The organism is Providencia sneebia DSM 19967 (assembly GCF_000314895.2).
Taxonomy (GTDB): domain Bacteria; phylum Pseudomonadota; class Gammaproteobacteria; order Enterobacterales; family Enterobacteriaceae; genus Providencia; species Providencia sneebia.
The window spans coordinates 2,022,242-2,036,075 of the sequence record NZ_CM001773.1; the positions used below are offsets into that span (position 1 = coordinate 2,022,242).

13 protein-coding genes and 4 tRNA genes are annotated in these 13,834 nt (G+C 37.9%); 4 read left to right on the forward strand and 13 right to left on the reverse strand.

The window, feature by feature from the left end; all coding sequences use genetic code 11:
- Window positions 1–91 precede the first annotated feature (91 nt).
- The 6 genes from pykF to OO7_RS08340 all read right to left on the reverse strand — a co-directional run bounded on the left by pykF (window position 92) and on the right by OO7_RS08340 (window position 3,841).
- Window positions 92–1,504: a pyruvate kinase PykF gene (gene pykF, locus OO7_RS08315; RefSeq protein WP_008915508.1), complete on the reverse strand. Its 1,413-nt coding sequence runs from the start codon at window positions 1,502–1,504 to the stop codon at window positions 92–94.
- A gap of 417 nt (window positions 1,505–1,921) precedes the next feature.
- Window positions 1,922–1,998 (reverse strand) — tRNA-Val (locus OO7_RS08320).
- 26 nt (window positions 1,999–2,024) lie between these two features.
- Window positions 2,025–2,101: transfer RNA gene (locus OO7_RS08325), tRNA-Val, on the reverse strand.
- 26 nt (window positions 2,102–2,127) lie between these two features.
- Window positions 2,128–2,204: transfer RNA gene (locus OO7_RS08330), tRNA-Val, on the reverse strand.
- A gap of 26 nt (window positions 2,205–2,230) precedes the next feature.
- Window positions 2,231–2,307 (reverse strand) — tRNA-Val (locus tag OO7_RS08335).
- 160 nt (window positions 2,308–2,467) lie between these two features.
- Window positions 2,468–3,841, reverse strand: coding sequence for an MATE family efflux transporter (locus OO7_RS08340; RefSeq protein ID WP_008915509.1), 1,374 nt, complete (start codon window positions 3,839–3,841; stop codon window positions 2,468–2,470).
- A gap of 422 nt (window positions 3,842–4,263) precedes the next feature.
- Between OO7_RS08340 and OO7_RS08345 the strand changes: the two genes are divergently transcribed.
- A complete protein-coding gene (locus OO7_RS08345) occupies window positions 4,264–4,920 on the forward strand; it encodes a riboflavin synthase (protein WP_008915510.1) in 657 nt (218 codons plus the stop codon).
- Between the two features lie 167 nt (window positions 4,921–5,087).
- Here the strand turns inward: OO7_RS08345 and OO7_RS08350 are convergent, their stop codons facing one another.
- The 4 genes from OO7_RS08350 to punC all read right to left on the reverse strand — a co-directional run bounded on the left by OO7_RS08350 (window position 5,088) and on the right by punC (window position 9,256).
- On the reverse strand, window positions 5,088–5,369 hold the full coding sequence (locus OO7_RS08350) for a putative quinol monooxygenase (protein ID WP_008915511.1): 282 nt from the start codon (window positions 5,367–5,369) through the stop codon (window positions 5,088–5,090).
- Window positions 5,370–5,396: 27 nt separating this feature from the next.
- Window positions 5,397–6,152, reverse strand: a complete 756-nt coding sequence (locus tag OO7_RS08355; RefSeq protein ID WP_008915512.1) for a helix-turn-helix transcriptional regulator — start codon at window positions 6,150–6,152, stop codon at window positions 5,397–5,399.
- Between the two features lie 371 nt (window positions 6,153–6,523).
- On the reverse strand, window positions 6,524–7,672 hold the full coding sequence (cfa, locus tag OO7_RS08360; RefSeq protein WP_008915513.1) for a cyclopropane fatty acyl phospholipid synthase: 1,149 nt from the start codon (window positions 7,670–7,672) through the stop codon (window positions 6,524–6,526).
- A gap of 360 nt (window positions 7,673–8,032) precedes the next feature.
- Window positions 8,033–9,256 (reverse strand): purine nucleoside transporter PunC, encoded by a 1,224-nt coding sequence (gene punC / locus OO7_RS08365; RefSeq protein ID WP_043892683.1) that lies wholly within the window; start codon window positions 9,254–9,256, stop codon window positions 8,033–8,035.
- 122 nt (window positions 9,257–9,378) lie between these two features.
- Between punC and punR the strand changes: the two genes are divergently transcribed.
- Window positions 9,379–10,284 carry a DNA-binding transcriptional activator PunR gene (punR, locus tag OO7_RS08370; protein WP_008915515.1) on the forward strand — a complete coding sequence of 302 codons (906 nt, stop codon included), beginning with the start codon at window positions 9,379–9,381 and terminating at the stop codon, window positions 10,282–10,284.
- A gap of 29 nt (window positions 10,285–10,313) precedes the next feature.
- Here the strand turns inward: punR and purR are convergent, their stop codons facing one another.
- On the reverse strand, window positions 10,314–11,339 hold the full coding sequence (gene purR, locus OO7_RS08375; protein WP_008915516.1) for an HTH-type transcriptional repressor PurR: 1,026 nt from the start codon (window positions 11,337–11,339) through the stop codon (window positions 10,314–10,316).
- A gap of 393 nt (window positions 11,340–11,732) precedes the next feature.
- Here purR and cydH point away from each other — a divergent pair, with 393 nt between their 5' ends.
- Complete coding sequence (gene cydH, locus OO7_RS17625) at window positions 11,733–11,816, forward strand: cytochrome bd-I oxidase subunit CydH (RefSeq protein WP_419177244.1); 84 nt, start codon at window positions 11,733–11,735, stop codon at window positions 11,814–11,816.
- A gap of 401 nt (window positions 11,817–12,217) precedes the next feature.
- A complete protein-coding gene (locus tag OO7_RS08380; protein ID WP_008915517.1) occupies window positions 12,218–12,562 on the forward strand; it encodes a Grx4 family monothiol glutaredoxin in 345 nt (114 codons plus the stop codon).
- Window positions 12,563–12,640: 78 nt separating this feature from the next.
- On the opposite strand, the gene rnt is transcribed toward OO7_RS08380, so the two are convergent.
- A complete protein-coding gene (rnt, locus tag OO7_RS08385) occupies window positions 12,641–13,282 on the reverse strand; it encodes a ribonuclease T (RefSeq protein WP_008915518.1) in 642 nt (213 codons plus the stop codon).
- A gap of 139 nt (window positions 13,283–13,421) precedes the next feature.
- Window positions 13,422–13,829, reverse strand: coding sequence for a lactoylglutathione lyase (gene gloA, locus OO7_RS08390; RefSeq protein ID WP_008915519.1), 408 nt, complete (start codon window positions 13,827–13,829; stop codon window positions 13,422–13,424).
- Between the last annotated feature and the right edge of the window lie 5 nt (window positions 13,830–13,834).

Here is a 13,834-nt window from a genome sequence, read left to right on the forward strand (position 1 = left end):
GAGATAAATAAAATCATTGCTTTTTGATAAGCAAAAAAAACGGGAAATCATTTCCCGTTTTTATCTGATATTAATATCGATGTGTTTTAAATTACAGAATATGCACTGAAGAAGTGTTTGTTGTTCCACTTGGAACAAGTGAACCTGATACCATGACAACAGCATCGCCTTCTTTGGCTAAACCACTATTTAAAGCCGCGCGTTTACCTTCACGATAGAAATCATCAGTTGAGATGAAACCTTTGATCATAACTGGAATAACACCTTTAACCAGAAGAAGTTGACGTGCAGTTTCTTCATTGGTTGTTAATGCTAGAATGGGTGCAGTTGGGAAGTATTTACGAACTGATTTCGCAGATTTACCACCAAAAGTTGCTACAACAATCAGAGGAACTTCCAGTTTTTCTGACATTTCTACAGCACCGCGGCAAACTGCTTCAGTAACACGAAGACGTTGGCCTGGTTTCTGAGTGTCAATACGGCTGTGCATAACGCGATCAGTACGTTCACAGATAGTGGCCATGATGGTAACCGCTTCAACAGGATATTTACCTTTAGCACTTTCACCGGATAGCATGACCGCATCAGTACCATCAAGGATGGCGTTTGCTACGTCGCCCGCTTCAGCGCGAGTAGGGCGCGGGTTTTTGATCATTGAATCTAGCATTTGAGTCGCAGTAATAACAACTTTGCGCGCTAAAACGCATTTTTCAATCATCATTTTTTGTGCAAAGATAACTTCTTCAACTGGAATTTCAACACCGAGGTCACCACGAGCAACCATGATGCCGTCAGAAGCTTCTAAGATTTCATCGAAATTGTTCAAACCTTCTTGGTTTTCAATCTTAGAAATAATCTGGATATTTTCGCCGCCATGCTTTTTCAGGTGAGCACGAATTTCTTCAACATCAGAACGTTTACGAATAAAAGATGCAGCAACGAAATCAACACCTTGTTCGCAACCAAAGACCAAATCTTCTTTATCTTTATCAGCAAGAGCAGGTAGACCAATAGAAACACCTGGCAGGTTAACGCCTTTTTTCTCGCCTAAATCACCATTATTTAAGACTTCACAAATGACTTCTGTTGCAGTGACATCTTTTACCTTCATCCCAATCAAACCATCATCAACTAGGACGGTATCACCAGCATTCAAGTCGTTAGTCAGACCAGGGTAAGTCACAGCAACTCTATCTTTATTACCAATAACGGAAGTATCGGTTGTAAATGCAAAGGTTTGACCTGCGACCAATGAAACATCATTACCACCTTCAAGTTTCATGGTACGGATTTCAGGTCCTTTAGTATCAAGAAGGATAGCGGCTTGCTTACCTGTTTTTGCGCAGACTGCGCGAAGATTTTTGATACGTTGACCGTGTTCGTCATAATCGCCGTGAGAGAAATTCAGGCGCATAACATTCATGCCTGCATCGAGAAGTTGATTTAATTTTTCTTCTGACTCGGTTTTTGGACCAATGGTACAAACAATTTTTGTCTTTTTCATGGCAGTCTATTTAATGGTTATAAAGGAAATCGGTATTGTCGTCGATTCTAAAAACGCAAACTGGTTATCAGTTGTTGCGCAATCAGTTTAATATTAAGAATAGGCGACAGTCTGGTGTTTAATGCGTTTTTTTTGTGAGTTAGATCCCAATTTTTATTGTGGTTGTTATGAGTATAATCTATCCCGTCGATGCTAACTAACTGATTTATTTTTGATGAAACCTTTCAGCAGGTGCGTTTATTATAGACAACAAAAAACTGTGAGACAAATCAAATTTTATGAAATTGAGTGATGAAAAAGGTTCAAGCATAACAATGGCTGAATTTTAAGCAATAATTGCGCAACATTATGTTCTTGGATCTTTAACTAAGATGGAAAAGAGATAAGAGAAAGATAATTCGATGTAAGAAAAGAGAATGGTGCGTCCGAGTAGACTCGAACTACCGACCCCCACCATGTCAAGGTGGTGCTCTAACCAACTGAGCTACGGACGCATTTTGATATTGATGACACCTCGAAATGGTGCGTCCGAGTAGACTCGAACTACCGACCCCCACCATGTCAAGGTGGTGCTCTAACCAACTGAGCTACGGACGCATTTTGMTATYGATGACACCTYGAAATGGTGCGTCCGAGTAGACTCGAACTACCGACCCCCACCATGTCAAGGTGGTGCTCTAACCAACTGAGCTACGGACGCATTTTGCTATCGATGACACTTTGAAATGGTGCGTCCGAGTAGACTCGAACTACCGACCCCCACCATGTCAAGGTGGTGCTCTAACCAACTGAGCTACGGACGCGCTTCAAAAGTGTCTTAGGTGACAACGGGAACGAATATTAACTTTCTGTTGAGGTTCTGGCAAGGGGAAAAATGTATTTTCGTGCGAGTTTGCTCGTATTTAAAGCGCCCTTGGCGAAAATACATCCCCTTTGTATATATTTTGTTTATTCTACTATCAATTAACGGGTTGAACGTAATAGAACAACATTATCAGGTTGTTTATGTATCCATATGATCCGCGTTGCCATTCCGATTGCAGCTGCACTCAAACCAATGACAAAACCAATCCAAAAACCTTTAGGGCCCATTGCCGGGAAAATCAAATCAGTCAAAGCTAAAATATAACCCGCGGGTAATCCTAATAACCAATACGCCGTGAAGGTAATAAAGAAAATAGATCGCGTATCTTTATAACCTCTAAGAATTCCTGCACCAATAACTTGGACGGAATCTGATAATTGGTAAAGAGCGGCCAGTAGCATCAAACTAGAAGCCAAAACGACAACTTCAGGATTTTTATTATACATAAGCGCAATTGGCTCTCGAAGAGTCACGGTTAGAATTGCGGTGAAACAAGCAATTAATAAACCGACCGCTAAACTTGTATAAGATGAAACTTTTGCCGCTTCTGTTGATTGTTGACCAAGGTTATAGCCGACACGGATCGTTGCCGCGATACCAAGAGATAATGGGAACATAAACATGACTGAGCTAAAGTTAAGCGCAACTTGGTGACCCGCCACAGCAACAACACCAAGCGGTGCAACTAATAGTGCGACAACAGCAAATAGGGTAACTTCAAAGAATAATGCTAGCCCAATCGGTGCGCCTAACACAAAAATACGCTTCATAATTTGTGGGTTAGGGGAGGCAAAGCGGGTAGTTGCTTTAATATCTCGTTGAGATGCTGCACGTCGGACATAACTGCGCATTAAGACACACATGACCCAATAAACTGATGCAGTTGCAACACCACAACCAACGCCACCCAATGCAGGTGCACCAAAATGGCCATAAATGAAAATATAGTTAATTGGAATATTAACCATCAACCCCAGAAACCCGATTACCATACCCGGTTTGGTTTTGGAGAGGCCTTCACATTGACTACGATAAACTTGATAGAATAGATAGCCTGGAGCACCCCACATGATTGCATGTAAGAATCGGACCGCCTTATCCGCTAATTCTTGATCAATGTGCGGCATGTTGCTAATAATCAATTTGCTGTTATAAAGAAGAAGGATCACACCAAGAGATAAAAATAGCGCTAACCATAGCCCTTGCTGGATTTGGTTACCAATTAAATTACGGCGACCTGATCCATTCATTTGAGCGACAATTGGCGTTAATGCCATTAATAATCCCTGACCAAAAAGAATCGCTGGCAGCCAAATAGAAAAGCCGACTGCAACCGCTGACATCTCAGTTTCGCTAACACTTCCTGCCATAACCGTATCCACAAATCCCATTGCAGTTTGTGAAAATTGAGCAAGAATGATAGGGATGCCAAGAGCTAGCAAGCTACGCGCTTCTGTGAAGTATTTCTGCACGCATACACCTTTAGAGTAATTAAATAATTTTTAGTAAAATTGTAATATTTACCATTTTTAAGTTACGACTAATTTTGGCAATTACTCGCGCCATTTTCATTTCTTCAATTAGCCACCAAAAACACCATAAGCTATTTTTTATTGCTTGCTATATAGACGTAACTTAAATTATGGTAAATACAGATAAAATGCTAATGATTTTTGATAAATCAATTAGTTACTGTAGACCGTATATTCTATCCTTTTTAATAAGTTTAGCCAATGTTAGTTACAGATAAATGTTGCAAAATACGTTTATCAATAGATATATTTTTTCTCCTTGAATAGGAGATGATTCGCTAAGTCAGATCGCTCAAATTAAGTAGATCTGCAAAAAATGTCAGGTAAACTGGCATAAATTAATTCATTGCATTGAGGTGAGTATGTTTACAGGCATTGTACAGGGCACAGCCCCGATTATTGAGGTTATAGAAAGAACGAATTTTCGCACTCATGTGATGAAATTTACGCCAGAATTACTTGTTGGTTTAGAAACGGGCGCTTCTGTTGCACATAATGGTTGCTGCTTAACGGTAACAAATATCGATGGTGAGAAAGTCAGTTTTGATTTAATAAAAGAAACGCTCAGACTGACGAATCTTGGTGAATTACAAGCTGGGGATGTGGTTAATATAGAAAGAGCTGCGAAATATGGTGATGAAATAGGTGGGCATGTTGTTTCAGGGCATATTGTGACGACCGCTGAAATTAGCAAGATCTTTACATCAGAAGATAACCATCAAATATGGCTGTCTATTTATGATAAGTCGCTCATGAAATATATTTTGCATAAGGGATTCGTGGCAATTGATGGCATCAGTTTAACTGTAGGTGATGTTATTAATAACCGTTTTTGTGTCCACTTAATTCCAGAAACCATTGCTCGGACAACATTGGGTAAAAAACGCTTAGGCCATAAGGTTAATATCGAAATAGATCCACAAACTCAAGCTATTGTTGATACTGTAGAACGTGTTTTACAACAAAAAGAACAAGAAAAAATGGCATCTATAGCCAAAATCCAAGAAGAGCAGCAGTAAGGTAATAGTTTAATACGCAAGTTATAAGTGCAATTTGGCCAATAGATTGTGTAACGAATCGTCAGATGACTGAATGGTAAAGCTATAGCACATTTTTAATATTAAATTAGTGCTATAGCTTTGAATAGAAAGATAAACTAGATTTTAAAGGGGATCTTTTAGTCGTATCAGCTGCCCACTTTTTCACTAAAATTAATATAGATCCGCGCATTATCTCTTTGAATTGCTTCAGTTAATCGCTGGAAATGCAGTGATTTTTTATGGAGTTCAAAAGCCGCATTATCTTCCCATTCTTCAAAGATAATATAACCATTCTCTTTGGTAAATAAATCATATTGTAAACAACCGCGTTCCCGGCGGCTTTGTTTTACAAAATCTTTAAGGATATCTTTAGTCAGAAATTCACTTTTATTTTCCGTAGTAATTTGTGCGTATATTGTAATACTCATTCCATTTCTCCTTTTGTGAATTAGGAACTATCTTAGTCGCCGCTTTATTTTTGTATTGTAAAAAAACGAATAAGTAGATTTCATAAATTCAGAAGGTGTCATGGTGAAGTAACGTTTAAAATCTCGGTAAAAGTGTGATTGGTCGTAATAACCCGTTTCTAGCCAACGATAGGTGTCTTGTTCTTTGAGCATCGCTTTTAGAAGTTGCTCTAAACGGCAGTTGATTTGGTATCTTTTCGGGGTAATTCCATATTCTTTTAAAAATTCTTTTTGTATGAAACGTGAGCTATATCCAATTTCATCAGCGATATCGTTAATTTTTTTTGTAGGGGTGCGATATAGAATTGATAAAATTTCATCAACTAATTGCGTTTTTTTTGATTGTTTTGTTTCTATGAAACACTCAAGTAAGCCTTTAAATGAGGCGCGTGCTAACTCTTCATACCATGGATTTTGCCAAATATTAGCCAGTGCGGTTGGTTTATCTGTGTAAATAAGGGTGCGTTCTGGTAATAAGAACCGAACTGCATCATGCCTAACCAGTATCACAATGACTTTTGCATTATTGGGTTTTGCAGTGAATGTGTTAATTCGTGGGATAACTAGCTGATATTGGCTGACAGTTTGATGGCTATCAGTCAAAAGGCAAAGATCGCTAGTTGAAATCCATATTTCCGCCCCAGTGCCAGGATAGATTTTAATTGGCGTAGTGAATTTATTAATGATCAAGATTGAGCTAATAAAACCACTAATTTCAATGGGAGGATAATACTGTCTGAGCATAGTTTTCACTAATAATTATTTAATTGGCTGATAATAACGTTAATTAGCAATAAGGTTAATAAAAAATAATACAACAGTACTATTAAATACGATATTACATAGATCCTATTTGGAACGAAGACCTAAAGTACTCTTTTCATTTAGGAAATACTACTAAAATTATAGTGAAAAATAGTGAGTTAAAATAACTTGAGGAATGTTAAGCATCTCAGTATTAATGACAAACTGTATTATAGATAAGTAAGGGTCACATTAAAGCAATGTGACCCTTATTGATATAGCTAATGATATATTGATTAGGCAGTAAATTATGCAGCTTAAAGAGACAAGCTAGTAGTTATATATCATTAAAATTACACTATTTTTATGGCTTATCTTGGAACTCTAATTCCACCACTAACGCCATTTGGGCTCCACAATATTTGCCATAATTGAATATCTCTAGCGCGGAAAGCGCCTGCACATGAATTCAAATAATAGCTAAACATGCGTTTAAAACGTGGTGTATAGTTGCCACTTAATTCATCCCAATTATTTAAAAAGCGCTCATACCATGCCATAAGCGTTTTATCATAATCAGAACCGAAATTATGCCAATCTTCCATAATAAATTTGCCTTCACTAGAATGGCCGATATTTTGAATAGAAGGTAATACACCATTTGGGAATATATATTTTCCAATCCATGAATCAACATTGACCTTATTTTTATTTGAGCCAATGGTATGGAGTAAAAATAAGCCGTCTTCTTTTATATTACGGCGTGCAACATCAAAATAAGTATCGTAGTTTTTCGGGCCTACGTGTTCAAACATCCCAACAGAAACAATTCTATCAAATTGATCATTTAACTCGCGATAATCTTGCAAGATGATATTAACATCAAGATCTTTACATCTTTCTTGAGCGAGTTTTTGCTGCTCTTTAGATATCGTCACGCCAGTTACTGAAACACCATAATGTTGAGCTGCATAAGCACTAAGTCCACCCCAGCCACAGCCTATATCTAATAAGCGCATTCCTGGCTCTAATTGTAATTTACGACAAATAAGATCCAATTTATTAATCTGAGCTTGTTCAAGCGTGGTCGCATTATCCCAGTAGCCGCAAGAATATTGCATATAAGGGTCTAACATGAGAGTGAAAAGATCATTACCTAAATCATAATGTTCTTCACCGACAATCCATGAACGTTTTTGTGTTTGTAAATTCCGTAAACGCGCCATTGCAACTTTCATTATGTCAGTTAAGTTGTTTGGCAATTTCGTATCGAGTTTGGCAAGCAATACCTTATAAAAAAACAGGTCTAGTCGTTCACAATCCCACCAACCATCCATATAACTTTCACCAAGTCCCAGCGAGCCTTTTTGCAATACTCTTTTATAAAAGTCGGTATTGTGGACTTGGATATCAAACGGGCGAGAACCATTGACCTCTATCCCTGCTTGACTTAATAAAGACTCTGCAATTCGTTGCCAATTTGAAACTTTGTTTTTTGTTTCATCTACACACGTGCTCATATGCTCTCCAACTTGAGACGAAGATTTTTGAGATAGTATTTTCAGCTTACTGAAGTGTAGGGGTTGCGAAGAATTAGCTTCACAAAGACAGGCGCGCAATAATACCGTTGCGGCCTGAGTTTTAAATAATCATTGTATTAACTCAAAAATCACTTCGGACTATATGTTATAGCCGAGTATAGAAGTGATTATTTTATTTAACAATGGCGAAAAATGTCACTTTGATGAGAAAGTGGAAGAAATGCAATAAAACACCTCAATAAGATAATCTTAATACGATTTAATCTTTGATTAAAGATGCTTTACTATTTTTTAGCGTCGAAATTAGCCACTACAGGGTAATGGCTAAATATAAAATAGTTATTCAGTCTGATATTTTGTTTGAATTTTGACTTTATTAGTAGAAGGCGCTATTCGTTGTACTAAATAACCAATAATCATTGGAATAACTGTTATTGCCATTACCCCTGTTGTGGAAAGTAGTGGATCAAACGGTAGCGCTGACACTAACATACTGGCAAGGAAACATAACCCAAGCTGAAGTGAATTCTGTAAAGCAGCCGCTTTACCACTTGCTTGAGGATAGGCACTGAGCGCTTTTGACACGGCGATAGGATAAGAAGCACCATTCATTGCAGCCATGAAACAAAATGGAATTAAGATCATGGTTAAAGATGGATGGCTGTAAATTGCCATCAAAAATAGAATTATCATACTAACTGCATAACCAAGCAGTAATATTGGGAATAATATTTCAGCTCGGATTTTTATTAAAATAAATCGACAGCCATAACCACCAATAATAAATGCAAGAGTTTGCGGAATGTAACTTAATCCTATATCTGCTGGGTTGAATCCCATATTACGTAAAATAAAAGGTGAACCTGTGAGCCAAGCAAAAAATCCAGCACTACAAGATGCATAAATTAAAACATTACCGTTAAATAGAGGTGACCGTAATATTTTGAAGAAAGAAATAGATTGTTTAGTTGATGTTTCATTCGAGACATTTTTTGTAACCATTTTTTTCAAGAATAGTGTTGGAATGAGTAATAAAATACCAACTGCCATTAATATGATGAAGATAATTTCCCATTCATAATGTTCTAATGTCCATGCGCCAAGTAGCGGTGCAAGGGCAGGGGAAAGGGCAACTAGAGGCATAATAGAGGCAAAGACTTTTTGGGTACTAGCGGCATCGTAGCGATCAATCACGAGAGCTTGCCAAAGAACGGCAGCGCTACATACACCAACAGCTTGTAAAAAACGTAAAACGAGCAGTTGTGTCGCATTTGTTACCCACAAAATGCCCAAACAGCTAAGAATGAAGATTGATAACCCGATAATTAATATCGGTTTGCGTCCTAGTTTATCAGATAGAGGCCCCCATAATAGTTGGGCAAATGCAAAGCCCGCTAAGAAAATGCTTAATGAAGCACTAATGGAGCCTTCAGAGGTATTCAAGGCTGTTTGCATTGAACCAAAAGTGGGTAAATACATATCGATAGCTAAGAACCCCAGCATACTCAATCCTGCAAGGTAAAGGATAAAACCGGGAGAGTTTTTGGTCACAGTCTTTGTCATGGCAGCTTACTTAATCAAAATTTACAAAATTGTTAACAGATCCCTATTGTATAAGCTGTTTTTTTACATTGTGAAACGGTAATATTTGGATCGTGCTATCAAATTTTTTGAAGGGTAAATCTATGTGGTCAGATCATGCGCTTGAAGTTATTGATGCTGTTGCTAGAACAGGAAGTTTTAGTGGTGCGGCTGAAGAGTTGCATCGTGTTCCCTCCGCAATTAGTTACACAGTAAAGCAAGTTGAAGAGTGGCTTGCTGTACCGCTTTTTGAACGACGTCATCGTGATGTTGCCTTAACTGAAGCTGGTGAGATTTTCCTGAAACAAAGTCGAGCTGTCATCAAAAAAATGAATCAAACAAGACATCAATGTCAGCAAGCTGCGAACGGCTGGCGTGGACAGTTCAGTATTGCAGTTGATTGCATTGTTAAACCTCAAAGAACAGAACAATTAATTTTAGATTTTTATCGTCATTTTCCTGATATTGAGCTTTATATACATCCTGAAGTTTTTAATGGTGTATGGGATGCACTTGCAGATGGTCGAGTGGATGTTGCAATTGGCGCAACGCGTGCTTCGCCTATTGGCGAACGTTATAGTTTTCGCGATATGGGTTTTATGTCTTGGTGGTGTGTTGCAAGTCCAGAACATCCATTAGCCAAAAAAGAAGGTTTATTAACGGATGATCAAATGCGTAAATACCCCAGCTTATGTTTGGAAGATACATCCCGAAATTTACCTAAGCGTGATACTTGGGCGCTCGATAACCAGCAACGATTAGTTGTTCCATTATGGGAAAATGGAATTGCCTGCTTAAAGAATGGGTTATGTGTTGGAATGATACCTGAACATCGGGCAGAGCCATTATGTCGAGATGGGCAACTTATTAAATTGCCTTTATCTCAACCTTTTCCGCCAAGTCCTTGTTGTTTAACTTGGGTAGAAAAAAATACCTCACCTGCATTGAGTTGGTTACTCGATTATTTAGGAGATAGTGAAACACTCAATGCAGAATGGTTAGCTCCATAGATTTTTGTGCATGTAGTTATTTTGATCATTTAGCGACGATAATCGATAAATGGCCCATCAGCGACGGAGCGACGTTCAACTAACCGCGGATGCACTTCAATCGTTTGTGCATCTTCGCGTTTATTGACAATCCTATCTAATAACATGGTGAATGCCATTTGACCTAAACGCTCTTTTGGTTGATGAATAGTGGTTAGAGCTGGCGTGAAATAACGCGCATTTCGCACATTATCGTAACCAATAATTGAGATATCTTGCGGAACGCGTAAGCCCATTTCGTCAGCAGCACAAATTGCGCCCATTGCCATAATGTCACCACCACAGAAAACGGCAGTTGGTCGTTGCTTATGACTTAATATTTGCATCATCGCTTTATAACCGGATTCTGGCTCAAAATCGCCTTGGACAATCCATTCATCACGTAATTGGATTTTGGCTTCTTCCATGGCTTTTTTAAAGCCCGTTAGACGGCCAATTCCTGTATTTCGTTCAAGTGAACCCGGGATAACACCGATATCTCTGTGGCCACGGTCAATTAAGTAGCGACCTGCTAGGTACCCGCCATGAAACGAATTATCAATAATACTGTCGGTAAAATCACCTCGAGAAGTCCCCCAATCCATAACCACCATTGGAATATTACGGTAATCTTCCAACATGCTAATTAATTTTTCAGGGTATTCAGAACACATGACTAATAGTCCATCAACACGTTTTTGAGCTAACATTTGCAGATAAGCTTGTTGTTTCCCTAGGTTATTATGTGAATTACATAAAATTAGGGTATAACCTTTTTCATAACAGCTGTTTTCTACGGACTCGATCACTTCGGCAAAATAAGGTGCTTCACTTGATGTCGCGAGTAAACCAATTGACTTAGTGTGATTAACTTTTAAGCTACGTGCAACAGCACTAGGTGAGTAATTGAGTTCTTTTATCGCAGCCCAAACCGCAGCTTTTGTATCATCGGCTACGAAGCGTGTTTTATTTATTACATGGGATACGGTTGTAGTCGACACGCCAGCGCGTTTCGCCACATCTTTAATCGTTGCCATGGGGTAAAAAAACTCCTGACCAATTAAGCGGTCTTGTTATAAATTTTTATTAAAAGTTACCAGTATATATATCAAACAATTCAACTTATATATGTCGACGATAAATAAAAATAAGCACTAGCTTAGTGAACGAGGTAAACCAGCTGGCTAAATTTGATCAACACCCTATAAATTGAAAATTTCCGGTATATTGAGGCATATCGTCTTTACTGGCAATGATTTAGCGAATTGTAATCGATTTTGTCTGATCTAGCGCAAAAACAAAAGAAATAATTGATGTTATAACCTGTGAGATAGATACGAATTTTCGTTAATAGTTATGTCTTATTCATTTAACCATGTGTAGTATAGGGTTAATTTGCAAGTAAATTGTTCTTTAAAGTGGGGGAATTCATGGATACGGATTTTAAATTCGGATTATTAGCGACTATTGGCTCATTAGCGGTCATTGTTATTTTTGTCTCACAGATTTTTTAATTTTATTTTTTCAATACACAAAATAAAAATAAGGATCAATGATATTGGTCCTTAATTTTTTCTTATTTGACATAAAGATAAGTCACTATCCATGTGATCGTTTTTTATTCAAATAAGCTATTTATTAGAAATAAGAATAACTAATAAATTACTCATCGTTTCACCCACGCTAAACGTAAAAAAGTGTTGGTACTCGTCAAATTGAAGCCTTTTCATATAAAATATCCCTTTTTATTACTTCAAATATTAATGTTATAGTAATACCCCTATAAAACGAGCATATTGTATGAAACAATAGCGTTTTAATTATTCTGGTATTGTTTTAGTTTGGTCGCATTAATACACTTAATTGTTTCCCAACTATAAAGCCAGCACCCTTGTTTTTAAGGAAGTAAATCAAAATGACGACAATTGAAAGAATCGAACGCCAAATTAAAGAAAACCCAATTCTGCTGTACATGAAAGGCTCTCCGAAGCTACCTAACTGTGGTTTTTCTACTCAAGCGGTACAAGCATTGTCTGCTTGCGGTGAGCGTTTCGCTTATGTCGATATTCTGCAAAACCCAGATATTCGTGCAGAATTACCAAAATATGCTAATTGGCCAACATTTCCACAACTTTGGGTTGATGGAGAGCTTGTAGGCGGATGTGATATCATTATGGAAATGTATCAGCGTGGCGAGCTTCAATCTTTAATTAAAGAAACAGCGGATAAATATCGTCCTGCTGACGAGAGTGCAGAATAAGTTAATTTTGTCAGCTCGATAAGATAATGAAACCGTATTAGTATTGATTACTTATAATTCAACCTAATACGGTTTTTTTTATTCTTCTTGCATGAGTGGCCAACCGCCTAATTTTTTCCACTTATTCACTAATTCGCAGAATAAAACGGCAGTGCGGTTTGTATCATATAAAGCGCCATGCGCTAAATTACCATCAAAAGGGATGCCAGCAGTGACACAAGCTTTGGCTAGAATTGTTTGACCAAAAACTAAACCACTTAGAGCGGCTGTATCAAAAGTTGCAAAAGGATGGAAAGGGTTACGTTTTAAACCTGAACGCTCGGCGGCATTCATCACAAAACTGTGGTCGAAAGTTGCATTGTGCGCAACAATGATAGCTCGGTTACAATCAGTATTTTTCATTCCTTTACGTACCATTTTAAAAATGGCATGTAATGCTTCATATTCACTCACTGCTCCACGAAGGGGATTTGCAGGATCAATGCCAGTAAATGCAAGTGCAGAGGGCTCTAAATTGGCACCTTCGAAAGGATCAACATGAAAATGAAGTGTTTCATCAATAGATAACCAACCATCTTTATCCATTTTTAATGTAATAGCGGCAATTTCAAGTAGTGCATCTGTTTTGGCGTTAAATCCGCCAGTTTCAACATCGATAACGACAGGATAATAGCCCCGGAAACGGTTGACGAGTGCGTTTGGATTATTTTTATCAGACATTAGGATTTCATATTTATATTTCTGCTTGGTATTTATTATGCCAAAATTAGCAAAATCATGCAGATAAGCTCAAAATAAAGTACAGAGCCTGCCGAAATGGGCTCACTGACAGGCTCTAATTGCTGCAAATTGAAGCTAATTAATGACCAAGCCCTTTGCTAGCACTTTTATTTTCAATTAATTCAATTTTATAGCCATCAGGATCTTCAACAAAAGCAATAATCGTGGTGCCACCTTTTACTGGGCCAGCTTCACGTGTCACATTTCCACCTGCACTGCGAATATCATCACAGGTTTTTGCGACATCATCGACACCTAAAGCAATATGCCCGTATGCATTTCCCAAGTCATAGCTATCAACACCCCAGTTATATGTGAGTTCAATAACTGCACCTTCACTTTCATCGCTGTAGCCTACGAAAGCCAAAGAATATTTATATTCAGGATTTTCGCTAGTACGTAGCAGTCGCATTCCTAATACTTTGGTATAAAAATCAATTGAACGCTGCATGTCAGTTACACGTAGCATAGTATGTAGTAAGCGCATATGAA

Bases quoted from the DNA above. Each gene is read 5' to 3' on its own strand.
- pykF (WP_008915508.1), bottom strand. From the start codon at position 1,504: ATGAAAAAGACAAAAATTGTTTGTACCATTGGTCCAAAAACCGAGTCA.
- OO7_RS08345 (WP_008915510.1), top strand. From the start codon at position 4,264: ATGTTTACAGGCATTGTACAGGGCACAGCCCCGATTATTGAGGTTATA.
- OO7_RS08350 (WP_008915511.1), bottom strand. From the start codon at position 5,369: ATGAGTATTACAATATACGCACAAATTACTACGGAAAATAAAAGTGAA.
- OO7_RS08355 (WP_008915512.1), bottom strand. From the start codon at position 6,152: ATGCTCAGACAGTATTATCCTCCCATTGAAATTAGTGGTTTTATTAGC.
- cfa (WP_008915513.1), bottom strand. From the start codon at position 7,672: ATGAGCACGTGTGTAGATGAAACAAAAAACAAAGTTTCAAATTGGCAA.
- punC (WP_043892683.1), bottom strand. From the start codon at position 9,256: ATGACAAAGACTGTGACCAAAAACTCTCCCGGTTTTATCCTTTACCTT.
- punR (WP_008915515.1), top strand. From the start codon at position 9,379: ATGTGGTCAGATCATGCGCTTGAAGTTATTGATGCTGTTGCTAGAACA.
- purR (WP_008915516.1), bottom strand. From the start codon at position 11,339: ATGGCAACGATTAAAGATGTGGCGAAACGCGCTGGCGTGTCGACTACA.
- cydH (WP_419177244.1), top strand. From the start codon at position 11,733: ATGGATACGGATTTTAAATTCGGATTATTAGCGACTATTGGCTCATTA.
- OO7_RS08380 (WP_008915517.1), top strand. From the start codon at position 12,218: ATGACGACAATTGAAAGAATCGAACGCCAAATTAAAGAAAACCCAATT.
- rnt (WP_008915518.1), bottom strand. From the start codon at position 13,282: ATGTCTGATAAAAATAATCCAAACGCACTCGTCAACCGTTTCCGGGGC.
- gloA (WP_008915519.1), bottom strand. From the start codon at position 13,829: ATGCGCTTACTACATACTATGCTACGTGTAACTGACATGCAGCGTTCA.